This is a genomic window from Bradyrhizobium sp. USDA 4501, assembly GCF_054062115.1.
The window spans coordinates 913884-936081 of the sequence record NZ_JBSSEX010000001.1 but is presented as its reverse complement, the minus strand read 5'-3'; the positions used below and the strand labels follow the sequence as shown (position 1 = coordinate 936081).

Below are 22198 nucleotides of genomic sequence, written 5' to 3'. Positions count from 1 at the left end.
ATTGAATATGTATTCGTCATGCCCGGGCTTGTCCCGGGCATTGACGTCTTTGAGACTTGTTGCAGCCAAGACGTGGGTGGCCGGGACAAGCCCGGCCATGACGAGTTAAGGCGCGTCGCCCAGCAGAACGTCCCTGACCTCGTCGGAGAACAGCTTCCTGCGGCCGGCCACCAGCACCCATTCCGGATCGTCGCGATCCGGAATAGCGCGCGGCATGCCGTGATCGAGCAGGGCCTGCGCGCAGGCCACCCAGTCGCCGCCCCTGACCGGCTCGTTGCAGGAGGCCCATGACAAGGAGCCGGACACGTTGTCGCCGAAGCCGTGCTGCTCGGTCCACTCCGCGCCGTGCTCGAGCAGGAATCGCGTCAGGCCGGCATTGCCGCGGAACACCGCGTGATTGAGTGCCGACGCATCCCAATCGCCGCCGCGCACCGTGATCGGCCAGCCGAGCTCGACCATCAGCCGCACCGCATCGTCGCCGCCTGCCGCGGCGAGCTCCGGGAGCAACCGCAATTGCCGCGGTGAAAGTGAACCTGGAAGATCGGGCCGACCGGCCTGGATTCGCCGCGCCTCGCTCTCGTCACCGCTGCTGCACGCCGCGACGAACCGCTCATCATCGGCAAGCGTCTCGTCGCCGGTACGCTCGCGGAGCAACTCGGCGACCTCGGTCAGTCCGAACTGCAGCGCGTACCTGTAGGCGCTGAGCCCGCCTGGTGTCGTGATGCGCGGATCCGCGCCGGCGTCGAGCAGTATCGCGATGCAGGTTCGCGACCGCCGCCGGCGGATCGCCCACAGCAACGGCGAGCCGCATTCGGTCAGCGGCGCGTTGCCGGCGGGTTCGTTTGGATTGCCGCCGTGCCGCAGCAGCAGGTCGAGCGCCGCCACGTTCTCGTCATCGAGCACCTTGTACATCGCGTTGGTGCCGGCGATCCGTGCGCCATGCTCGAGCAGCAGGCCAGTCGTCACCGAGCCTTCGAGCGAGTGGTAGAGCGATTCATTGTCGTTCGGGTTGGCGCCCGCTTCGAGCAACAGTTTGGTCAGTTCGAGATCGTGGTTGCGGCCGGCGGCGCCGTACAGCGCTGACAGCGGATTGCTGTCATCGGGTGCGTCGAGCGTTCCGGGCGGCCAGCGGCTGCTGATGTGCTGGTCGGGATCGGCGCCGGCCTGCAGCAGCAGGCGTGCGCAGCGATGCAGCCGCGCTTCAAATTCCGGAATCTGCAGCAGGCTGGAATGCGTCACGGCGACCAGCGGCGGCAGTTTGAACGGACCGCCGGCACGGTTGACCCATGTGGGATCGTCGTTGGCGGTGCGTTGCACTGTCTCCTCGTCACCGATGGCGCAGGCGAGATAGGGATCGTCGGCGACAAGACTGGAATCCTCGGTGAGCATCCGCGCCGCAACGCGCGGATTGGCGCGGTCGGTGGTGCCGGCGACGTCCGCGGCATAGACCAGCTGCAGCCATCGCCGCACGCGATCGGCCTTGCTTTTACCGGACGGCAATTGTGCGTCGACATAGCGCCGCAGGTCCGGCCAGGAGGCGAAGCCGAGATCGCGCGCCACGCAGGACTGCGCATCGTGCAGCTGCAGATTGAGCGCGGCGATTTGAGCGTCGCTGCGCCCGGCCGCAGCCGGAAGCGCATGCCGGAAACGCGCGTAGGCCTCTGGCGCCTGCCGCCGATAAAGGCGAATGAGCTCCTTGGCCTGCTTCTTCAGATGATCGAGATTCAATCGCCCGGGCGATCGGTCCATGGAAACCTCCGTGCATCATCGCCGATGGTCCACAAAACCGGCTGCACAAAGGCTTGGTTGGCCGCTCAATTGGTGCAAGTGGGTTCAACCCTTCCCGTGGACCCGGGCGCGGCTTGCACCGCAGATGCAAGGATATGGGTGACGATTGGTTCGGTCAACCCGCCGCGGCGTGACGACATCTGTGACAATTGGACGTGACCGCGCCGCTGGCCTATAGCTCGGCGCATGCGATTGAAAACAAGCATTTGGGTCGCGGCGTATCTGCGCCGCTGCCAGACCGAGGGCGTGTTCGGCGCAGTCCGCAAGAAGGGCGCTGAGGAAGCCGGCGCCGTGTTCGTCAAGGTGGCGTTGATGGACGGCAACGCGATGCTGTATGCGCCGGCGCCGCAGACGGTCTATGACGACAGCCGTCCGGTCGAGCGGCTGTTCGTGCCGATGGCACCACAGCCGGTATCCGAGCCGTCTGTCGAGGAGCGCTTGACCAAGGAGCTCCGCTTTGATCCCGATGCCTGGATCGTCGAGACCGAGGACCGTGCCGGGCGGCACTTTCTTGATCTGGCGAAAAACTAGCTTCCGGACTTCTGGTTGCGAATGGCGGGCGCGCTGCCGGGCTGCAACGCGGGGCGCGTCTGCGACGCCGTCGCGCGCACGCGATGACGCTCATCGTCATAGAGCGACGAGCGATACCTGGCGCGGGCCACCGCCATGGTCGAGCCGCGCCACGCCGCCAGCATCACCAACGCCGAGCGCTCGCTCAGGCGATCGTAGAGCCGCGACAGCCGATAGACGTAGTTGACCGAGGAGCCGGCTTCCGGATTGAGGAACATCAGGATCCGCTGGAACGCGGCGCTCGACACGTCAAGCGCCCGCATCGCGCAGGCGAGCGGCTCGCCGCCGGGATCGTTGACGACGTCCGCGGCGATCCGCGACGGCAGGATCAGCGCCTCGCCGAGTTCGAGCGTGAAGTTATCGAGGTCCTCGGCAAACGCTGCCATCTCCAGGATATGGATCGCGCGCGCGGCGCGCGCGGCCGGGATCCGCGCCGCGGCCTTCAGCGGCGTCTCCTGCAGATTGTGCAGGATCTGCGCGCGCTCCCTCGTGCTGGCGGCAAAGAACATGTCGGAGATTTCGGCGGCATCGTTTGGCCGCATGGCAAGGCTCGCGGCCATCCGCAGCTCGGCTTCGGTCGGGACCTTGGCCGGCAGCGCTGACGGGGCGGGCGCGGGAATTGGCGTGGCCGCCGGCATCGGCTGGTCGGGACCGACGCGGCGCAGCCCGAGCTTGTCCACGATCCGCGCGGGCGTCGCCGGATAGATCGCAAGCCGCGCGCGGACCGCGGCACGCGTCGCGTCGTCGACCTCGTCGATCAGGCGCGTCGTCAACTCGACGAACTGGCGCTCTTCATCGGCGGAGTGGGCGCTCGCCTGCACATAGAGGTCGGTCAGGACGCGCAGCAGCGTCGGGCGGATGTCGACGCCCTCGCGACGGGAGAGCGTCATCAGCCCATCGAAACCAGGAAATAGCGGAGCTGCGCTCATCTCGGGCGTACGCGACTTGCCAGTGAACTTCGGTTTGAAAGCCTTGTGGCAGCGAGCCTACGCAGGCTGTTTTAAGAGGCAGTTAAGGAAAACAAGCCGTGAAGGTGAATGCTCGAATTTGCGCGTGTCTATTAAGGCACAGCGCCATATCCGTAACCGTCCGTACCGGCGGCTTAAGATGTCATTAACCATGCGCGTTCTTAACTCGGCGTGCGCGGGGCAAATCATGTCCGTGCGGGGCCAGAGAGAACGGAACATGGGCACCATCGTTGAGTTTCCGGCGGATGCGGCTGCACGGCGGCCGGGCATGGCCGGTGCTGCCGGCGAAGGCATGGGGACCGTACTGATCCTTCCCGTCGTCCGGATCGAGCGAACGACGGAGGAGACCGGCGGTGGTCGCGGACCGGAGCAGGGCACTGCGCAGGGCCGCCGTCGCCGACGCCGCTCCTGATCGCGGACATCGGGCAATGCCGGAGCTTGTGCAGCGGACCGTCGCGCGGCGGTCACTCCCGGCGCTGATCCTGCTGCTGGCAGGCTCGGCGCTCGCCGGCTGCAGCGGCGGCGATTTCGGCCGCACCCGCGCCGATTTCCGCAACGACGATATGCATCGCTGGATCGGTGCCGAGGCGACCGGCAGCATCGGCAAGAACGCCTCGCAATTCCAGCTCACCGAACACGAACGTCAGCTGCGCGACCTCGCCTATCAGTTCATCGAGCCGCCGCTGTCGCGTCCGGCGTGGAAGAGCGTATTCGGCGACTACCAGCCGCTGCCTTCGCCGTGGCGGCAGAGGGTCGTGTTCGATCGCACCGCCTATGGCCGCAATTTGATCGACGAGCCGCATCGCTCGTTCGCCTCGCGCTATTCGCTGCTGATCGACGAGGTGCGCGACGACATCACCCGCTTCGAGCCGTTCTTCGCCACCGCGATCCAGGTGATCGAGCTCGATCGCAAGCGCAATGCCAGCCTCCACATGATCGCCGATGTGTCGCCGCGTGAACGCGCCGATGCGGTGGCGCGGATGGAAGAGAACACGCTGATCGTGCAATGGGTCCAGCAGGCCCTGGAGCGGCGCATCTCGTCCTATCGCTGGGCGCTGGAGCGGCTGGTGATCCAGGCGCCAGACGGCATGGCGGCCGACGCCGAGCGCCAGATCAACGAACTCGCCCGGCTCACCGCCAATGCGCCGCTCATCTCCGCGCCGGTGACGGGCCAGGCCGTGGTGACGAAGGGCTAGTCTAGGCACGCTTCGTTTTCTTCGCCGTCGATTTGACCCGGCGACTGTTGGCTTGCCGTGGCAAGCTCGCAATGAATGCCTTCAGCGCATCGGAGGGCGGGTGGGCCGAGGGGTAGGCGAGGCCGACCTGGCGCGTCACGTCGATATCGATCGCGCGCGTCGCGACGTCCGGATTGCCGCGCGCCACGCCCTCGGGGACGATCGCGACGCCGACCCCAGCCGCGACCAGCGCCATCGCCCATTCCTCGGATTCCGCGATCGCCACCGGCTTGCGCGGCGGTGAGGCACCCTTGAAGAATTCCTGCTGCTCGCAATGGCAACGATCGATCATCGGAACGCCGGCGAAGTCGGTGGTCCGGAGCGTCTCCTTCAGCGTCAGCGGATGCGAGGGCGGCAATGCCGCGACATAGCGCTCGCTCCACAGCGGGATGAAGTGCTCGCCGGCGCCGACCATGGTCTTGGCGACGATCCGCGCGTCGGCCTTCTCGCTGGCGCCGACCAGCCGGAGCGCAAGATCGGTATTGCCGGTCAGCGGCTTCAGCAGCGCGATGGTCCGGGTCTGATCGAGCGTCCGCAACAGGCCGAGCGTCAGCGCCTGCCGCGTCGCGGGCTTGCGGAAGAGGTTTCGCGCCGCGTCCGCCTCGTCGATGATCCTGCGGGCGATGCCGTGAAACTGCGCGGCTGAGGCGGTCGGGGCCATGCCCTTCTTGTGCCGGATGAACAGCGTGGTGCCGAGCTCGGCCTCGAGATTGGTGATCGCCGCCGAGATCGACGGCTGCGAGATGAAGCAGCGCTTCGCCGCGGCGGTCAGATTGCGCTCGCGGTAGACTGCGGCGAAGTAGCGGAGTTCGCGGATATCCATAGGCACATCCTATCACATCGATAGAAAGACAATATTTTACCTATGGAAATGCGAGTGGCAAGTCTGCGCCTGTTACAGCGGAGGACTTGTCATGCGCATCCACCATCTCAACACCGGCACGATGTGCCCGATCGGAAAGCGGCTCGTGAACGGCAGCGGCAGCATCTTCCAGCGGGCGCGGATGGTCTGTCATTGCCTGCTGGTCGAGAGCAATGACGGCCTCGTGCTGGTCGACACGGGAATCGGGCTCGACGATATCGGCGACCCACCGCGGCTTGGACGCAAATGGGTGCGGCAGACGACGCCGCGGCTCGATCCGGCCGAGGCGGCGGTGCGGCAGGTCAAGGCGCTCGGCTTCTCGCCGGACGATGTGCGCCATGTGCTGCTGACGCATCTCGACCGCGATCACGCCGGCGGCGTGCCGGACTTTCCGAAGGCCAAGGTGCACGTCCATCGGAAGGAGTACGACATGGCGGTGACGCATCAGGTCGCGCCGCCGCAGGGGCGCTACATCACGGCGCAGTGGCAGCACGGGCCGGACTGGGCGTTCTACGGTGCCGGCGGCGAGGACTGGTTCGGCTTCAAGGGCGTGCGCGCGCTCGGCGACCGCGAGCCTGATATCCTGATGATCCCGTTGCCGGGCCACACGCTCGGCCATTGCGGGATCGCGGTGCGCGACAAGGACAGCTGGCTGCTGCACGCCGGCGACGCCTATTTCCACCATGCGCAGCTCGATGCCAGGCCGCGGATCCCGCTGGTGCTCGGCATGTTCCAGCGCCGGGCGGACATGGATCGCGCGATGCGCATCCAGAACCAGGAGCGGCTGCGGCAATTGAAGGCGGCGCATGGCGCTGATGTGACGATCGTCAACAGCCACGATCCCGTCGACTACGAGACCTGCCGCTGCGGCCGGCACGCGCTCGCCGCGAGCTAGCGCTTGCGTGCCGCAGGCGGCGGGGCCGGCACAGGCAGCGGCGGCGGCGCCTCCTGCTTGGCCGCGACCGGCTCGGTCTGCACCTTGCAGGAGGAGGCGGCGAGCGAGGCCTGCGCCTGCGGCATCAGGCCGGGCTCCGGCGCCAGCGCCTTCAGGAGGATCAGGCCGGTTGAGGTCGGCGAGTCGATGATCAGCCGGTCGGCAGCGGTGATTTCCTCGTCCTCCGGCAGCTCGTTGTGCTGCGCTTCCGTCATCAGGTCGAGCTCGATCACCTTCTTGCCGGCCGAGCGGTCGTTGATCGCGTAATAGGCGACCTCGTTGCGGGTGTAGAACGACACCGACGTATAGGCCTGGCTGACCGGCACGGTGAGCTTGAGCGGCCCGGTCGAGAGATCGTAGCGGCAGATCGCCACCGCGAAGGCCGGATCCATCAGCGGCATCGGCGAATGGCTCGGGTCGGCCAGCGGCAGCTGCGTCACCTCGTTGAGCTTGGTCATCGGCGTCAGTCGCGAATAGGCGTCCTGCGAGGCGATGCGCGGCAGCGCCAGCACGCTGACGAGATGCACCACGCCGCCGAGCAGCACGCCTGCGAGGATGGTGAGCAGCACGCGGATCATGGGCAGCCCGTCGTTGTGATCGACGGCATTGGCGCGTCGCGCTGGGTGCGGGTCGCGACCCCGACCGGCGTGTCGTAGAGCCGCAGCATCAGCGCGTAGCGCTCGATGCCGCCGGTCGGCAGCCAGTTGCCGGCGCGCGAGCGCGAGGCGATGTGGATCTCGAACGTGCCGTCGGAGGCGCGCATGATCTCCTGGCTGGTGAAGCCGTAGCGCTGCAGCGAGTTGGCGACCAGGTGCCCCTTGCGGTCGAACAGTGTCAGCGTCCAGAACCGCGCCGCCGGTGTCACGCCGCTGACCACGATGTCGCAGCGGCCGTCGAGCGGCTTGTTCTTGTCGTCTGTGGTCGCCGAGAACGCGATGCCGTCGCCGGTGCCGATCGGCAGCTCGCCGCTGCGCGCGATGGTGGCGCGCGAGTAGGGATCGACATCGGAGGTGCCGCTCTTCGGCCGCGCGGTCCAGGCACCGATCTTCAGCGTGCCGAGATCGGTGCCGCGGGTCGCCGTCGCGTAGGTCAGGCCGAGGCCGACGGCGGTGGCGATGACGAGTGCCAGCAAAGTGGTGAGGAGGAGCCGCACGTCAGTTCTTGCGTGGCGGTGCCGGTGTCGCGCCGTCCGGCCCGGCCGCGGCAACGTAGTTTTCGGGGAACGCCAGCGCGCTCGAGGACTCGGCCTTGCCGGTCTTCGAGGACTCGTTCAGCGTGGTCTTGCCGGTGGTCTTCTCAGCCGTCCTGGCCGCGTCGTCGAGCAGCTTCTCGACCCGCACCAGGATATCCGCGCCGCGCTTGGTCAAGACCGGCGGCGGGCCCGGCTTGGTCTCCAATACGCGCGGCGCCGCGTTGGCCTGGGCATTGGCCTGCGCCGGCTGCGGCGGCAGCTTCTGGCCCATGCCGACGCCGACGAGCTCCTTGACCTCCACGCCCTGATGCGCCGCGACCATGATGTCGTGCCAGGTCTGCGCCGGCAGCGAACCGCCGGTCATGCGGTTGGTCGGCGAATAGTCGTCATTGCCGTACCAGACCGCGCAGGTGAAGTTGCCGGTATAGCCGACGAACCAGGCGTCGCGATAGGCGTTGGTGGTGCCGGTCTTGCCGGCGGTCGGAATGCCGTCGAGCGCGGCGCGGCGCGCGGTGCCTTCGCTGACCACGTGGCTCATCATGCCCGCCATATCGGCGGCGATGTTCGGCGGAATCGCTTGCCGCGGTTTCGGGCCGTCGCGGTCCCAGCGCCAGACCAGGTCGCCGGCGCCGGTGCGCACCTCGAGCACCGAATGCGGCGTCACTGCCTTGCCGCGGTTCGGGAAGGTCGCATAGGCGACCGCGTGCTCCAGCACCGTGACTTCGTCGGAGCCGATCGGCAGCGATGGCGTATCGGGCAGCGGCGCCTTGAGGCCGAAGCGCCGCGCGACTTCGACGATCTTGGCGCGGCCCGCCTTCGGCCCTTCCTTGCCGCCCATCATGATCGAGAGCTTGACCGGCACCACGTTGATCGAGCGGGTGATCGCCTGCGTCAGCGTGACCTGACCCGAATAGGAATGGCCATAGTTTTGCGGGCACCAGTTGCCGATGCAGACCGGGCCGTCGACGATCTTCGAGTTCGGCGTGAAGCCGTTCAGCAGCGCCGTGGTGTAGACATAGGGTTTGAACGACGAGCCCGGCTGGCGATAGGCGTCGGTGGCGCGGTTGAACTGGCTCGCACCGTAGTCGCGTCCGCCGACCATGGCGCGGATGCCGCCGTCGAGATCGGACACCACGGTCGCGGCCTGCGTCGCGTGATAGTCGCGCCCGAACTGTCGCAGCTGGTTCTCGATCGCTTCCTCGGCCGCCTTCTGCACGTTCATGTCGATCGCGGTGCGGACCACGAAGACGCGCTCGGTGTAGGATTTCGGGAAGGTGTCGACCAGCTTGCGCATCTCGTCGAAGGCGTAGTCGAGATAGTAGTTCGGCGAGTTCTCGTCGCGCCGGTCGACCGCGACCGCCGGATTGCGGCGGGCGCCGAACACCTGGCCCTCGGTCATGAAGCCGGCATCGACGAGGTTGTCGAGCACGACATTGGCGCGGGCGCGGGCCGCGGGCAGGTTGATGTGCGGGGCGTATTTGGTCGGCGCCTTGAACAGGCCGGCGAGCATCGCGGCCTCCGCGAGATTCACGTCGCGCACCGACTTGTTGAAATAGAAATGCGCCGCGCCGTCGACGCCGAAGGTGCCGCCGCCCATATAGGCGCGGTCGAGATAGAGCTTCAGGATCTCGTTCTTGGTGAGCCGCGTCTCCAGCCAGATCGCGAGGAAGGCTTCCTTCACCTTGCGCTCGATGGTGCGCTCGTTGTTCAGGAACAGGTTCTTGGCGAGCTGCTGGGTGATCGACGAACCGCCCTGGCGGACGCCGCCGGCCTGCGCGTTGGTGACCAGCGCGCGGGCAAGGCCCGGCACGTCGATGCCGAAATGGTCGTAGAAGCGGCGGTCCTCGGTCGCGAGCGTCGCCTTGATCAGATTGTCCGGAAAATCTTCCAGCGGGATCGAGTCATTGTGCTTGATGCCGCGGCTGCCGATCGGGTTGCCGTAGCGGTCGAGGAACGTCACCGCGAGGTCGGACTTCTTCAGCCAGTCCTCGTCGGCGGTCTCGCGGAAGGCGGGGATCGCGAGCGTCAGCATCAGGATCATGCCGCCGAGCCCAAGGGTTGCGGCCTCCGACAGCGGCTCGATGAACACCCAGCGCTTCCAGCGGCCGACATAGAAGCGGTCCATGAAGGTGGAATAGCGCTCGTAGAGCTCGCGCAGGCCCTTGCCCGACGAGAACAGCGTCGAGTCGATACGCGCATCGAGGTCCAGGAAGAAGTTCCGGACCCTCTGTTTCCAATGGGACGGCATGATCTGAAAGGACCGGACCCTTGATCAGTTCGACTGCGCTGTGGGCGCCCAAACCGGGCACAGGGCAGCGTCTTGCTTCGATGTTGCGGCAATCCCAAGGCGCTTTTGCGTCGATGGGGACTCGTTCGTTGTTCTATCCGAGCGGCTGCCATAAACCAATGGCGCGGCTTGTGAATTTAATGGGAGCCCTAACGCTGCCCACCGGCTTTTTCGACCCCGCAATACCACCCCCTTGCGCAAGCGTTGCCGGCATCCCAAGAAGAGTTGCACCGCCATTTCAGGGATATCATGACCGCATCGCCCAAGCGCCCGTCGGACCAGGAGGGATTCTTCTGGAAAACCAAGACGTTGGAAGAGATGTCCAACGCCGAATGGGAGAGCCTGTGTGACGGCTGCGCACGGTGCTGCCTGGAGAAGCTCGAGGACGAGGACACCGGCAAGATCTATTTCACCCATATCTCCTGCAAGCTGCTCGATTCCGGCCTCTGCACCTGCAAGGACTACCCGAACCGTTCCGACCAGGTTCCGGATTGCGTCCGTCTGACACCCGAAAACGTCCGGACGCTGAACTGGCTGCCGCCGAGCTGCGGCTACCGGCTGGTGGCCGAGGGGCGGGACCTCTATTGGTGGCATCCCCTGATCTCGGGCGATCCCAACACCGTCCATGAAGCCGGCGTCTCGGTGCGCGGGCGGGTGGAGGGCACCGAGCTCGATGTCAACGACGCCGATCTCGAGGATCATATCGTGCGATGGCCGGCGCTGCTGCCGAAACGGGCACAATTGAAGAAGCGGCCGAAAACGCTGGGCAAGACGACCAAAGCGTGACGTCGTCGCCGCGTCCGCGATCACGTCACCGCGAGAACATCGCGGCGGGATGCACCCATGCGCTGGGGTGCCTGCCTCAGCATTCAATTGCTGCATAAATTGCGAAGCAGAGAATGATTCCATCGCGGGACGCGCCCGCGCAGCAGCATTACGCCTCAAATGAACAAGTATGAACGGCAGAGCCGGATTCCTGCCGACCAAGAGACATTGCCCGACGACATTGCCGAAGAGCTGTCCCGCCTTCCGAGCGAGGTGATCGAACTCAGCGAAGCGCCGCCGCTGGCGCCGCCGGCACCACTCAATCCGGACGAGGTCCGCACCATCGTCATCAGCCTGATGCTGACGATGTTCCTGGCCGCGCTCGACCAGACCATCGTCGCGACCGCGCTGCCGACGATCGGGCGCCAGTTTCACGACGTCACCAATCTGTCCTGGGTGATCACGGCCTATCTCTTGGCCTCGACAGCGGTGGCGCCGGTGTTCGGCACGCTGAGCGACATCTATGGCCGCCGCGTCATGATCATCACCTCGCTCAGCCTGTTCGTGGTCGGCTCGGTGCTGTGCGCGATCGCGCCCAGCATGACGATGCTGATCGTTGCCCGCGGCCTGCAGGGGCTCGGCGGCGGCGGCATCATGCCGGTAGTCCAGACCGTGATCTCCGACGTGGTGAGCCCGCGCGAGCGCGGCCGCTATCAGGCCTATTTCTCCAGCGTCTGGATGGCCGGCGGCATTCTCGGCCCGGTGGTCGGCGGCGTGTTCGCCGAGCATCTGCACTGGTCGATGATCTTCTGGATCAATCTGCCGCTCGCGGCGGCGGCGCTGGCGCTGCTGTTGCCGAAGATGGGCAAGATCCCGGTGTTCCACCGCAAGCGCAAGGTCGACTGGCTCGGCGGCATCCTGCTGATGGCCTCGGCCGTCGTGTTGATGCTGGTGCTGACCTGGGGCGGCACCCGTCTGTCCTGGCTGTCGCCGACCATCACCGCGATGGTGGGCGCCTCGATCGCGCTCGCCGGCGCCTTCGTCTGGCACGCGCGCCGCGCCGACGAGCCGTTCCTGCCGCTGTCGCTGCTCGGCGGCTCGGTGGTGCCGTTCGCGATGGGGGCGGGCGGCTGTGCGCTCGGCGCCATGGTCGGCCTCACCGTGCATCTGCCGCTCTATTACGAGGTGGTCTATCATCTCACCGCCAGCGAGGCCGGCCTCGCGCTGATCCCGCTCGCGGCGATCTCGACCTTCGGTGCGGCGATCGCCGGCCGGACCATGGCGAAGGCCAAGCACTACAAGCGCGTCGCCATCGTCGGCACCTCGGTGGCCGCGATCTGTGCCGTCGGCATGGCGGTGACGACGCTGCCGCTGTGGGGATTATTGCTGTTGATGAGCGTGTTCGCGCTCGGCCTCGGCACCACATTCCCGATCAGCGTGGTGTCGTTGCAGAACGCGGTGGCGCGGCCGCAGGTCGGTACCGTGACCGGCGCGATGAACTTCTTCCGCGCGATGATGGCCTCCTTCACGGTCGCCGCCTTCACTACCATCCTGCTGATGACGCTGGGGACCGACATCTCGCTCGCCGGCGAGCATCATGCCGCCTCCGCCGGCACCGTCAGCGCGATCCCGATGGCCGACATGATCCATGCGTTCCGCTACGTGTTCGGCGCCGCCGCCGTGCTGCTGACCACCGCCTCGATCTGCATGATCACGATGGAAGAGCGCCCGCTCGCTGGTCCCGCCGCCCGCCCGCCGGCGGAGATGGCGGAGTAGAGGCAGTCGACTCATACACCGCTGTCGTCGCCGCGGCGGATGTTGTGAATCGGACTCGTCGTTCCAAATCGCGTAACAATGAGCATCCGTGGTTGTGGGTCCCCGCTTTCGCACTAGGGCATTTACACATCTCTTCGAGGCTAGAAAACCGACTCATCATCAAGGGGTTAGCTACTAGGCGAGAGCCGAAATCGGCGGGCGCAACCCTAGTGCAGATGAGTAAGCTCTCTGCGGTTTTCGGCCAACTCTTTGAGAAGACTCCGGAAAGACTGCGGAGGATATGTATATACGCTAGCGCTTTCGCAGGGACGGCACTGAGCTTGTCGCACGGCCAGCGGGCAACAATCCGCGTTCTCGCGACATGAATTGCCCGAGCCGTGCTTTTCGTTCCGCTCTCTCCGCTTCGCTCGCCCCGCGTAATTTGCGCAGCGGGGAATGACGATCTGAGCGATCGGTGCACCACCACTTTATTCCCCCGCTGCCTCATGTTTGTTCATTTGGTGAGCGCCGACCCACTACTTTAGTCACCGTCCTTGCATGGCGATCTGCGCGCAGTTTCACTTGCTGCGCATTTTGTCGCGGCTATAGTCGCGCCCCAAGAGCTCGAAGCAGCCGAAGAAAAAGAGGAGAGAAACAGGGTGACAAGAACATTGCGACTCCCCGTGCACGCGATGCAGAAACTTGCAGGAGCGGCCATGTTGGGCCTGTTGGCTGCGGCGCCGAGCGGAGCGCTGGCTGCCGACACCCTCAAGATCGGCGTGATCGCCGAAGCGCAGGCGATTGCCGGTGCATCGATCCCACAGGCGGCGCAGCTGGCCGCCGACGAGATCAATGCCAAGGGCGGCATCGACGGCCGCAAGATCGAGATCGTCAGCTACGACAACCACTCGTCCTCGGCGGATTCGGTGCGCGCGTTCCAGCGCGCGGTCAACGAAGACAAGGTCAACGTCGTCATTTCGAGCTACATCAGCGAAGTGGTGCTGGCGCTCGAGCCCTGGGCTTCGCGCCTGAAGACGCCGTTCGTCACGCCCGGCGCCGCCTCCAACGAGATCAGCAAGAGCGTCCACGCCGATTACGAGAAGAACAAGTACACCTTCCACGGCTACCTGACCTCGGCCGCGCTGGCGCTGTCGGTCTGCGACGCCGCCAAGGAGCTGCTGGTCGATCAGAAGCACATGAAGACCGCGGTCATCATGAGCGAGGATGCCGCGTGGACCAAGCCGCTCGATGTCGGCTACGAGGAGTGCCTGCCGAAGATCGGGCTCAAGGTCGTCGACCATATCCGTTTCTCGCCCGACACCACCGACTTCACGCCGATCTTCAACAAGGTCGAAGGCTCCAAGCCCGACGTGATCATCACCGGCATCTCGCATGTCGGCGTGCAGCCGACGGTGCAGTGGAAGAACCAGCAGGTGCCGATTCCGATGTTCGGCATTTCCTCGCAGGCGACCAATGAGACCTTCGGCAAGGACACCAACGACGCGGCGGAAGGCGTGCTGTATCAGGGCGTGTCCGGCCCGAACGTCGCGGTGACGCCGAAGTCGGTGCCGTTCGCGGAAGGCTTCAAGAAGCGCTACGGCAACTATCCGTCCTACGCGGGCTACACCGCCTATGACGAGGTCTACTACATCGCCGATGCGGTGAAGCGCGCCGGCTCGGTCGAGGCCGACAAGATGGTCGATGCGCTGGAGAAGACCGACTGGGAAGGGCACCATCGGACGCGTCCAGTTCTACGGCAAGGACGATCCGTTCACCCATTCGATCAAATACGGCAAGGGCCTGATCACCGGACTGATGCTGCAGTGGCAGGGCGGCAAGCAGGTCGCGGTCTGGCCGAAGGAGGTCGCCAAAAGCGATCTCAAGTTCCCGAGCTTCATCAAGGTCACCACGAACTGACTGATGATCATGCTCCCGGGCCCCACCCGGGAGCATCCCTGTTCGGTTCTGTGTCCTCCACAACAGGCAGCCCTGCTGCCGCGGCCAATCTGAGATGCTTGCCTTACAAATCCTGATCGATGGCTTTGCCATCAGTGCGCTCTATGCGCTCGGCGCCACCGGTTTCACCCTGATCTTCGGTGTCTCCGGCGTCCTCAATCTCTCCCACGGTGCCATCATGGTGGCCGCGGCGGTCGCGGCCTGGGCCGCGGCCAGCGTGCTGCACCTCGACATCTACACCGGCGCGCTGTTCGGTGTCGGCGTCGCGCTGATCGTGTCGTTCGCGACCTATTTCGCGGTCGTCAAGCCGATCCAGAATTCAACGCGGATCCCCAACGAGGAAAAGGAAATCTTCGTCCTCACCGGCACCCTGCTGTGGGGCATCATGATCCAGGAGCTGATCGCCTATTTCTTCACCAACAACGCCAAGACGGTGCTGCCGATCGTCGAGGGTGTCGTCGATATCTTCGGCAACCGCACACCGCGCAACAATATCTTCACCGCGCTGGTCTGCTGCCTCGTGATCGGCCTGCTGTGGCTTCTGGTGAACCGCACCAGGACCGGCAAGGCGGTACTGGCGGCCTCGATGAACCCGCGCGGCGTCACGCTGCTCGGGCTCGAGCTCACCCAGATCTACATCGTGGTGTGGGGCATCTACGGCATTCTCGCCGGCATCGCCGGCGTGCTGCTCGGCATGTTCCTCGGCGTCAGCTCCTACAGCGTCGGGCCGCTGACCGCGAGCGCGTTCTCGATCGTCGTGCTCGGCGGCCTCGGCAGCGTGTCGGGCTCGCTGATCGCAGCCTTCGTCGTCGGCTATCTCGAGACCATCACGGCCTACATGATCTCGCCGGCCTATCGCACCATTCCGGCGCTGCTGCTTCTGGTGTTCGTGATGTATATCCGGCCTCAGGGCCTGCTCGGGAGGCGCTGAGATGGCCAGCTTCTTTTCCTCGCGCCTGTTCTTCATTTCGCTGGTCTGCGTGGTGGTCGGCGCGACGCTGCCGTTCTACGTCTCGGGCTACATCCTCGGGCTGCTGACCGTCGCGTTCTATTTCGGCGTGTTCGCGATGGCCTGGGACCTCCTGTTCGGCTTCGCCGGCGAGGTCAATTTCGGGCCGACCTTCCTGATCGGCACCGGCGCCTACACCGCCGGGATCCTCAACAACCAGTTCGGCTGGTCGGTCTATCTCTGCATCCTGCTCGGCGCGCTGGCGTCGGTCGTCGCGGGCTTCGTGCTGGCGCTGCCGGCGCTGCGGGTGAGGGGGCCGTATTTCGGCCTGACCACGCTGGTGGCGGTCTTGATGCTGCAGAACTTCGTCGTGGTGTTCGCCGATCTCACCGGCGGCGAGATCGGGCTCACCATCCCCGACGTCATCACCATCAATGCCGGCGCCAATTACTGGATCGCGCTCGGCTTCATGACCGTGAGCGCGGCCATCCTCTACGGCCTGTCGCAATCGCCGGTCGGCCTCGTGCTGCAGGCGAGCGGGCAGGATCCGGTGCAGGCCGGTGCGCTCGGCTTCAACATCGTCAAGCACAAGCTCGCGGCCTTCATCGTCAGCGCCTTCTTCTCGGGACTGTCGGGCGCGCTGCTCGTGTTCTACTTCGGCACCGCCTCGGTCGGCACCGTGGTTGACGTTGCGGTCGGCGTGAACGTGATCGTTTCCGCCGTGCTCGGCGGCCGGCGCACCGTGCTGGGAGCCGCGCTGGGCGCGATCTTCCTGATCGTGGCCGGCGAGTTCCTGCGTCCGACCGGCGAGCTAGCGACCTTCATCGTCTCGGCGGTGGCGCTGCTCGTCGTCCTGTTCTTCCCCGGCGGTTTCCTCGGAGCGGCCCTGTCACGCGAGGCCCGCTCTTAAATGGATCAGACTGTGACCACCGCAACGCTCACCGTCCGCGGATTGACCAAAAGATTCGGCGGCCTGACCGCCGTGAAGAACCTCTCGTTCGATCTGCATCCCGGCGAGATCCTCGGCCTGATCGGACCGAACGGCTCGGGCAAGTCGACCGCGATGAAGAGCGTGATGGGCATCGAGCGCCCGACCGCGGGCGAGGTGCTGTTCGAAGGCGAGAACGTCGCCGGGCTGCCTGCGCACAAGATCGCGCGCAAGGGCTTCGGCATGGTGTTCCAGCACTCGCGGCCGCTGAACCGGCAGACCGTGCTGGAGAACATCATGGTCGCGCTGTTGCCCGACAGCCTGTTCATGCTGTTTCCCGACAAGGCGCTGACCGAGCGCGCCAAGTGGATCGCCGAGCGCGTCGGGCTAGGGGCAGTGATGGACCGCCGCCCGCCGACGCTGCCGTTCGCCGACCTGCGCCGGCTGGAATTGGCCAAAGCGATCGCGCGCGACCCCAAGGTCGTGCTGGTCGACGAGCCCTTCGCTGGTCTCACCAGCGCCGAGGTTGGCACCTTCTCGGCATTGATCCGCAGCTTCCGCGACGAGGGCCGCGCGGTGATGCTGGTCGACCACAACGTCAAGAGCGTCGCGGCGCTGGTCGACCGCGTGCTCGCGATGTATCTCGGCGAGGAGATCACGACCGGCCGCGCCGAGGACGTGATGAAGAACGAGACCGTGCGGCGGGTCTATCTCGGCGGCGCGATCCAGACGCACGCGCGGCCCGAGACCTCGTTCAAGGACAAGGTGCCGCTGCTGCAGGTCGAGAATATCAGCGTGCATTACGGCAAGGCGCAGGCGCTGGAAAACGTCTCGATCCACGTCCATGAGGGCGAGTTCGTCTCCGTCGTCGGCCTCAACGGCGCCGGCAAGACCACGCTGTTCAACACCATCTCGGGTTTCCTGCCGTATACCGGCGAGATCCTGCGCGGCGGGCAGCCACTGCGCGGCACGGGACCTGCGAAGATCGCTCGCTCCGGCCTCGTGCAATGTCCGGAATCGCGCGAATTGTTCGGCGAGATGACGGTGCGGGAAAATCTCGACCTCGGCGGCCAACATCTCGACGACGCGGCGCGGGCCAAGCAACTCGCCTGGCTGTTCGAGCTGTTCCCGATCCTGAAGGAACGCCAGGGCCAGATGGCGCAGACGCTGTCCGGCGGCGAGCAGCAGATGCTGGCGATCGGCCGCGCGCTGATGATGCAGCCGCAGATCCTGATCCTGGACGAGCCGACGCTGGGGCTTGCGCCTGTCATCCTCGAGCTGCTGTCGAAGGCGCTGGAGAAGCTGCGCCAGACCACCAAGATCACGGTGCTGCTGGGCGAGCAGAACGTGACGTTTGCGCTTCCGCATGCCGACCGCGTCTATGTGCTGGAGCACGCGCGGATCGTCTGGGAGGGCGATCCGGGCCGGTTCGCCGCGGAGGCCGGCAAGGACTTTCTCTGACGTTCGCAGTTTGAAAAGAAGAAAGCAAAGCAAGGGAGATCATGATGACAGCATATTCAACCGCGACCCGCGTGAGCCTGTTGGCCTCGGCGCTCGCGCTCTGCCTCGCGGCACCGGCCTATGCGCAGTCCAAGGACCCGATCAAGATCGGTATCATTGCCGAAGTGCAGTCGATCGCGGGCGCGGCGACGCCGGGCGGCGCGCAGATCGCAGCCGACGAGATCAACGCCAAGGGCGGCGTGATGGGCCGCAAGATCGAGATCGTCACCTACGACAACAAGAGCTCGTCGGCGGACTCGGTGCGCGCCTTCCAGCGCGCGGTGAGCGAGGACAAGGTTTCGGCCGTGATCGCGAGTTACATCAGCGAGGTCGTGCTGGCGCTCGAGCCGTGGGCTGCGCGGCTGAAGATGCCGCTGATCACGCCCGGCGCCGCCTCGAACGAGATCACCAAGGCGGTGCACAACGACTATGAGAAGAACAAGTACACCTTCCACGGCTACCTGACCTCGGCCGCGCAGGCGCAGCTGGTCTGCGACGCGGCCAAGGAGCTGTTGGTCGACCAGCTCAAGTTCAAGTCGGTCGCGATCATGAGCGAGGACGCGGCCTGGACCAAGCCGCTCGACGTCGGCTACGAGGCCTGCCTGCCGAAAGCGGGCCTGAAGGTGGTCGAGCACATTCGCTTCTCGCCCGACACCACCGACTTCACGCCGATCTTCAACAAGATGGAAGCCGCCAAGCCCGACGTGATCGTCACCGGCATCTCCCATGTCGGCGTGCAGCCGACCGTGCAGTGGAAGAACCAGCAGGTGCCGATCCCGATGTTCGGCATCAGCGCGCAGGCGCTGAGCCCGACCTTCTGGGGCGATACCAACGGCGCGGCCGAGGGCGTGCCCTCGCTCGCGGTGGCAACGCCCGATGTTGCGGTAACGCCGAAGACCAAGCCGTTTGCGGCGGCGTTCAAGGCCAAGTTCGGCACGCCGCCGGCCTATACCGGCTACACCGCCTATGACGAGGTCTACATCATCGCCGAGGCGATCCAGCGCGCCGGCTCGACCGATCCGGACAAGATGGTGACCGAGCTCGAGAAGACCGACTTCGAGGGCACGATCGGCAAGATCCAGTTCTATGGCAAGAACGACGAGTTCACCCACGGCATCAAGTCCGGTCCGGGCGCGGTGACCGGCCTCGTGTTCCAGTGGCAGGGCGGTAAGCAGATCACGGTCTGGCCGAAGGCGATCGCCGAGGGCCAGATGAAGTTTCCGAACTTCGTGAAGCTGTCGCAGTAGCAGACGTACTCGCCGTCGTTGCGAGGAGCTCGCGACAAAATTGCGAAGCCATTTTGCGCTGTAGCGACGAAGCAATCCATCTATCCCGGGGTGGATTGCTTCGCGGAGCCTGTCATCCGGCGGCGCTTCGCGCCGACCGGGTGGCTCGCAATGACGATCGGCGAATGTGAGTCCAAACTACTTGCGCGTCGGCGGCGCCGTCTGGATCGTCGGCGCGGCCGCGGCGAGCAGCGCGGCGCGGTCGCCGTTGCGTGGCGGATAGATGCGCTGCTGGTTGATGGTCTGCTTGGTGAGCTTGGCGGCGGCGCCTGTGGTGTGCACCTCGCGGTCCCAGCCGGTGGTGTAGAGCGCACCCCAGGCGCCGAGATCGAGCACCGTCACATACCAGTCGATATTGAGCGGCAGCAACTTCTCGCCAAACAGGTCCGCCACCACATTGTGGCCGGCGAAGCGGCCCATCGGCCGCGCGAACTGGCACGACATCACGGTCGGGTGCTCGCCGTCGATCAGGCAGGCGGCGACGTCGCCGGCGGCGAAGACGTCCGCAAGGCCTTCGACGCGCATGGTATGGTCGACCTTGATGCGGCCGAGCGCGTCGCGCCTGACCGGCAGCGAGGCGGCGAGGGGGCTGGCGCGCATGCCGGCGCACCACACCACGGTTTTGGTCGGAATGATCTCGCCGCTATCGAGCGTGATGCTGTCGGCGCCGACGGCACTGACCCGGACATTCAGCCGCGTCTCGACGCCGAGCGTGGCCAGCGCCTCGTTGATGACCGGGCGGCCATGCGCGCCGAAGGTCGCGCCGACGACGGGATTGGGATCGATCAGGATGACCCGATGATCGCCGGTGATGCCGGCGTGCGCCAGCTTGGCCGGCATCTCGGCCGCGACCTCGATCCCGGTGAACCCTGCGCCGACGATGGCGACGCTCGCGCGTGCTTCTGAGGGCGGCTCGTTGCCGAGCGCCGCCAGATGCGCGTCGAGCCGCATCGCTGCCTCATACGTGTCGACATCGAAGCCGTGGGCGGCAAGGCCCGAAATGGCGGGGCGGACCAGCTCACTGCCGGTGGTCAGCACCAGCCGGTCGTAGCTCAGAACCTCCGCGCCCGCGCTGGTCTTGATCGTGACCGCGCGCGTCGCCGGATCGATCGCCGCGACCTCGGCCACCATGTGGCCGACGCCAACCGGATCGAGCAGGTCCTTGAGCGGCAGCGCGACATCGCCGAGATCGACCTCGTAATTGCGCACCCGGATGTTGTGATAGGCGTTGCGATCGACGACGAGGATCTCGGTGTCCGCTGCCCGTGCACCGATCTCGTCGCGCTTGCGGGCTGCGCCGAGCGCGGCCCATAGCCCGGCAAAGCCGGCCCCCAGCACCAGGATGCGCGCCATCTCTCCCTCCGAAGTTGCACCGGAGGGAGCTTGCCTGCGCTGGCGCGGTCAAATCAAGTGGCAGAGCGGCGTGTGAGTTGCCGTCACGTCCCCGGCCGCGACACCTCGGTCTCCTTGCTGGTGATGAATTCCAGCAGCACCGGCACGCCTTCCTTGGTCTTCTGGATGCCGCGCTTGATCGCGGGGATGATGTCCTCGGGCTTGGTCACCCGTTCGCCGTAGCCGCCGAAGGCCTGGGCCATCGCGGCGTAATCGCCGGAGATGTCGGTCGAGCGGTATTTCTCGGTCGAGATCGGCATTACCTTCAATTCGATCGCCATCGAGAAATTGTTGAGCAGGATCGACATGATCGGAATCCGCTCGCGCACCGCGGTCTCGAAGTCCATCCCCGTAAAGCCGATCGCGGCATCGCCCCAGACATTGATGCAGAGCTTGTCCGGCTTTGCCAGTTTGGCGCCCATCGCAAGGCCGAGGCCGTAGCCTAGCTGCGTGGTCTTGCCCCAGCCGATATAGGACAGCGGCTCGACCGACTTCCAGAACGGCGAGAGCTGGTCGCGCGGGCTGCCGGCGTCGTGGGTGATGATGGTGTTGTGGATGTCGACGGTGTGCTGCAGGTCCCACAGCACGCGGTAGGGATTGAGCGGCGCGTCGTTGTGCGTCAGCTTCGGCATCCACTTGGCGAGCCACTCCTTGTGGGAAGCGGCAATCTCCTCGGCGACCGCACTTGCGTTGCGGTCCGAGGTCACGGTCTTACCGATCTCCTCCAGCAGCGCGTCGAGCACCAGGCCGGCGTCGCCGACCAAACCGACCTTGGCCTCGACATCCTTGTTGATGTGGTTCGGATCGAGCGTCGAATGGATGATGGTCTTGCCATTCGGCATCGCGATGCCGAATGACGTCTCGGTGAAGGAGCAGCCGATGCCGAAGATCACGTCGGCTTCGGAAAGAAATTTCGGCACCGCGCGCGGCACCGCGAGGCCGCCGGAGCCGAGCGAGAGCGGGTGCGTCTCGGGGAAGGACGACTTGCCGCCGAGGCTGGTGGTGACCGGGATCGCGAGCCGTTCGGCGAGGCGCTTCAGCTGCGGCCAGGCCTTTGCATAATGCACGCCCTGGCCGGCATAGATCACCGGACGCTTGGCGCCAACGAGCAGGGCGGCTGCTTCCTTCACATGGACGGGGTCGGCGCCGTAGCGGGTGCGCAGCACCGGCGTGTAGTTCAAAGGCTCCGGCACCTCCTCGTTCCACATGTCGACGGGGATTTCGACGATGACCGGCCCGCCGCGGCCGTTCTTCAATTTTGTAAACGCCCGCCGAAAGATGTTGCAGACCTCGGCTGCGATGTTGATCGGCTCCGACGATTTTGAAAACGCCTTCATCGCCTGGCTGGAATTGAAGTTCGGGTCGATATTCGCCAGCCGACGCGCATAGCCCATCGGCAGCACCAGGACGGGCACGGATTCGCCGTAGCACTGCGCGACGCCGCCCATCGCGTTCTCCGCGCCGGGGCCGTGCTGCATGCAGAAGGCGCCGATCTTCTCGCCCGAGGTGACGCGGGAGATCGCGTCTGCCATGTGCACGCCGATGCGCTCCTGGCGCACCATCACCGGGCGGATGTCGGCATTGGCGGCGTATTCGATCAGGTGGTTGACCGGGTAGCCCGTGAGGATCTCGATCCCCTCGCGCTTCATGATTTCCGCGATCGCGGTGCCGAGCTTCATGACGGTCGCTCCCTTTGCATGCGGCCGGTTCGTTCCGGCCTCGTTGTCGCCTGTCCGATAAAGGAACAGGATTCCGCGGCACCGGTAAAGCGCGGCCGGGGCCGGATCAGGTAGTTCTGATATGCGTTTACGACTGGAGCTGTTTCCGCTCA

18 protein-coding genes and 1 pseudogene are annotated in these 22198 nt (G+C 65.7%); 11 read left to right on the top strand and 8 right to left on the bottom strand.

Going from position 1 to position 22198, the window contains the following annotated elements:
* Positions 1-105: 105 nt before the first annotated feature.
* Positions 106-1749, bottom strand: coding sequence for an ankyrin repeat domain-containing protein (locus ACVWZM_RS04550; RefSeq protein WP_456835270.1), 1644 nt, complete (start codon positions 1747-1749; stop codon positions 106-108).
* Positions 1750-1974: 225 nt separating this feature from the next.
* On the opposite strand from ACVWZM_RS04550, the gene ACVWZM_RS04545 reads away from it, so the two are divergent.
* Entirely contained in the window at positions 1975-2319 is a 345-nt protein-coding gene (locus ACVWZM_RS04545; RefSeq protein WP_456784350.1) for a DUF1491 family protein, read from the top strand.
* Here ACVWZM_RS04545 and ACVWZM_RS04540 read toward each other — a convergent pair.
* Positions 2316-3248, bottom strand: a complete 933-nt coding sequence (locus ACVWZM_RS04540) for a DUF2336 domain-containing protein (protein ID WP_143271184.1) — start codon at positions 3246-3248, stop codon at positions 2316-2318. The two genes, ACVWZM_RS04545 and ACVWZM_RS04540, sit on opposite strands and share 4 nt — an antisense overlap.
* A 295-nt stretch (positions 3249-3543) precedes the next feature.
* On the opposite strand from ACVWZM_RS04540, the gene ACVWZM_RS04535 reads away from it, so the two are divergent.
* A complete protein-coding gene (locus ACVWZM_RS04535) occupies positions 3544-3738 on the top strand; it encodes a hypothetical protein (protein ID WP_026192521.1) in 195 nt (64 codons plus the stop codon).
* A 16-nt stretch (positions 3739-3754) separates the two neighbouring features.
* Positions 3755-4522, top strand: coding sequence for a hypothetical protein (locus tag ACVWZM_RS04530; RefSeq protein WP_038379546.1), 768 nt, complete (start codon positions 3755-3757; stop codon positions 4520-4522).
* A 1-nt stretch (position 4523) separates the two neighbouring features.
* Here the strand turns inward: ACVWZM_RS04530 and ACVWZM_RS04525 are convergent, their stop codons facing one another.
* Positions 4524-5384 carry a LysR family transcriptional regulator gene (locus tag ACVWZM_RS04525; protein WP_316394526.1) on the bottom strand — a complete coding sequence of 287 codons (861 nt, stop codon included), beginning with the start codon at positions 5382-5384 and terminating at the stop codon, positions 4524-4526.
* Positions 5385-5475: 91 nt separating this feature from the next.
* Between ACVWZM_RS04525 and ACVWZM_RS04520 the strand changes: the two genes are divergently transcribed.
* Entirely contained in the window at positions 5476-6318 is an 843-nt protein-coding gene (locus ACVWZM_RS04520) for an MBL fold metallo-hydrolase (RefSeq protein ID WP_456835269.1), read from the top strand.
* Here ACVWZM_RS04520 and ACVWZM_RS04515 read toward each other — a convergent pair.
* Genes ACVWZM_RS04515 through ACVWZM_RS04505 form a run of 3 tightly spaced genes read right to left on the bottom strand, consistent with a single transcriptional unit; the run spans position 6315 to position 9797 of the window.
* Entirely contained in the window at positions 6315-6935 is a 621-nt protein-coding gene (locus tag ACVWZM_RS04515; protein WP_057020197.1) for a DUF1254 domain-containing protein, read from the bottom strand. The two genes, ACVWZM_RS04520 and ACVWZM_RS04515, sit on opposite strands and share 4 nt — an antisense overlap.
* Positions 6932-7510, bottom strand: a complete 579-nt coding sequence (locus tag ACVWZM_RS04510) for a DUF1214 domain-containing protein (protein ID WP_456835268.1) — start codon at positions 7508-7510, stop codon at positions 6932-6934. Before ACVWZM_RS04510 ends, ACVWZM_RS04515 begins: the two co-directional genes overlap by 4 nt.
* Position 7511: 1 nt before the next feature.
* Positions 7512-9797: a transglycosylase domain-containing protein gene (locus ACVWZM_RS04505; protein WP_456835267.1), complete on the bottom strand. Its 2286-nt coding sequence runs from the start codon at positions 9795-9797 to the stop codon at positions 7512-7514.
* A gap of 288 nt (positions 9798-10085) precedes the next feature.
* Here ACVWZM_RS04505 and ACVWZM_RS04500 point away from each other — a divergent pair, with 288 nt between their 5' ends.
* The 7 genes and pseudogenes from ACVWZM_RS04500 (at position 10086) to ACVWZM_RS04470 (ending at position 18936) form a co-directional block, all read left to right on the top strand.
* Complete coding sequence (locus ACVWZM_RS04500) at positions 10086-10622, top strand: YcgN family cysteine cluster protein (protein ID WP_057020199.1); 537 nt, start codon at positions 10086-10088, stop codon at positions 10620-10622.
* 159 nt (positions 10623-10781) lie between these two features.
* Positions 10782-12377: an MDR family MFS transporter gene (locus ACVWZM_RS04495; protein ID WP_057020200.1), complete on the top strand. Its 1596-nt coding sequence runs from the start codon at positions 10782-10784 to the stop codon at positions 12375-12377.
* A gap of 671 nt (positions 12378-13048) precedes the next feature.
* A pseudogene (locus ACVWZM_RS04490) lies at positions 13049-14273 on the top strand (ABC transporter substrate-binding protein).
* 94 nt (positions 14274-14367) lie between these two features.
* On the top strand, positions 14368-15243 hold the full coding sequence (locus ACVWZM_RS04485) for a branched-chain amino acid ABC transporter permease (protein WP_050424320.1): 876 nt from the start codon (positions 14368-14370) through the stop codon (positions 15241-15243).
* A gap of 1 nt (position 15244) precedes the next feature.
* Positions 15245-16171, top strand: coding sequence for a branched-chain amino acid ABC transporter permease (locus tag ACVWZM_RS04480; protein WP_456835266.1), 927 nt, complete (start codon positions 15245-15247; stop codon positions 16169-16171).
* A complete protein-coding gene (locus tag ACVWZM_RS04475) occupies positions 16172-17650 on the top strand; it encodes an ATP-binding cassette domain-containing protein (protein ID WP_141342550.1) in 1479 nt (492 codons plus the stop codon).
* 41 nt (positions 17651-17691) lie between these two features.
* On the top strand, positions 17692-18936 hold the full coding sequence (locus ACVWZM_RS04470) for an ABC transporter substrate-binding protein (RefSeq protein ID WP_076833195.1): 1245 nt from the start codon (positions 17692-17694) through the stop codon (positions 18934-18936).
* A 177-nt stretch (positions 18937-19113) separates the two neighbouring features.
* On the opposite strand, the gene ACVWZM_RS04465 is transcribed toward ACVWZM_RS04470, so the two are convergent.
* Positions 19114-20328 carry an NAD(P)/FAD-dependent oxidoreductase gene (locus ACVWZM_RS04465; protein WP_456835265.1) on the bottom strand — a complete coding sequence of 405 codons (1215 nt, stop codon included), beginning with the start codon at positions 20326-20328 and terminating at the stop codon, positions 19114-19116.
* 83 nt (positions 20329-20411) lie between these two features.
* Positions 20412-22046: a thiamine pyrophosphate-requiring protein gene (locus ACVWZM_RS04460; protein ID WP_168856471.1), complete on the bottom strand. Its 1635-nt coding sequence runs from the start codon at positions 22044-22046 to the stop codon at positions 20412-20414.
* Positions 22047-22198: the final 152 nt, after the last annotated feature.

Coding starts and splice junctions, on each gene's coding strand:
- ACVWZM_RS04550 (WP_456835270.1), bottom strand. CDS start 1,749: ATGGACCGATCGCCCGGGCGATTGAATCTCGATCATCTGAAGAAGCAG.
- ACVWZM_RS04545 (WP_456784350.1), top strand. CDS start 1,975: ATGCGATTGAAAACAAGCATTTGGGTCGCGGCGTATCTGCGCCGCTGC.
- ACVWZM_RS04540 (WP_143271184.1), bottom strand. CDS start 3,248: ATGACGCTCTCCCGTCGCGAGGGCGTCGACATCCGCCCGACGCTGCTG.
- ACVWZM_RS04535 (WP_026192521.1), top strand. CDS start 3,544: ATGGGCACCATCGTTGAGTTTCCGGCGGATGCGGCTGCACGGCGGCCG.
- ACVWZM_RS04530 (WP_038379546.1), top strand. CDS start 3,755: ATGCCGGAGCTTGTGCAGCGGACCGTCGCGCGGCGGTCACTCCCGGCG.
- ACVWZM_RS04525 (WP_316394526.1), bottom strand. CDS start 5,384: ATGGATATCCGCGAACTCCGCTACTTCGCCGCAGTCTACCGCGAGCGC.
- ACVWZM_RS04520 (WP_456835269.1), top strand. CDS start 5,476: ATGCGCATCCACCATCTCAACACCGGCACGATGTGCCCGATCGGAAAG.
- ACVWZM_RS04515 (WP_057020197.1), bottom strand. CDS start 6,935: ATGATCCGCGTGCTGCTCACCATCCTCGCAGGCGTGCTGCTCGGCGGC.
- ACVWZM_RS04505 (WP_456835267.1), bottom strand. CDS start 9,797: ATGCCGTCCCATTGGAAACAGAGGGTCCGGAACTTCTTCCTGGACCTC.
- ACVWZM_RS04500 (WP_057020199.1), top strand. CDS start 10,086: ATGACCGCATCGCCCAAGCGCCCGTCGGACCAGGAGGGATTCTTCTGG.
- ACVWZM_RS04495 (WP_057020200.1), top strand. CDS start 10,782: ATGAACAAGTATGAACGGCAGAGCCGGATTCCTGCCGACCAAGAGACA.
- ACVWZM_RS04485 (WP_050424320.1), top strand. CDS start 14,368: ATGCTTGCCTTACAAATCCTGATCGATGGCTTTGCCATCAGTGCGCTC.
- ACVWZM_RS04480 (WP_456835266.1), top strand. CDS start 15,245: ATGGCCAGCTTCTTTTCCTCGCGCCTGTTCTTCATTTCGCTGGTCTGC.
- ACVWZM_RS04475 (WP_141342550.1), top strand. CDS start 16,172: ATGGATCAGACTGTGACCACCGCAACGCTCACCGTCCGCGGATTGACC.
- ACVWZM_RS04470 (WP_076833195.1), top strand. CDS start 17,692: ATGATGACAGCATATTCAACCGCGACCCGCGTGAGCCTGTTGGCCTCG.
- ACVWZM_RS04465 (WP_456835265.1), bottom strand. CDS start 20,328: ATGGCGCGCATCCTGGTGCTGGGGGCCGGCTTTGCCGGGCTATGGGCC.
- ACVWZM_RS04460 (WP_168856471.1), bottom strand. CDS start 22,046: ATGAAGCTCGGCACCGCGATCGCGGAAATCATGAAGCGCGAGGGGATC.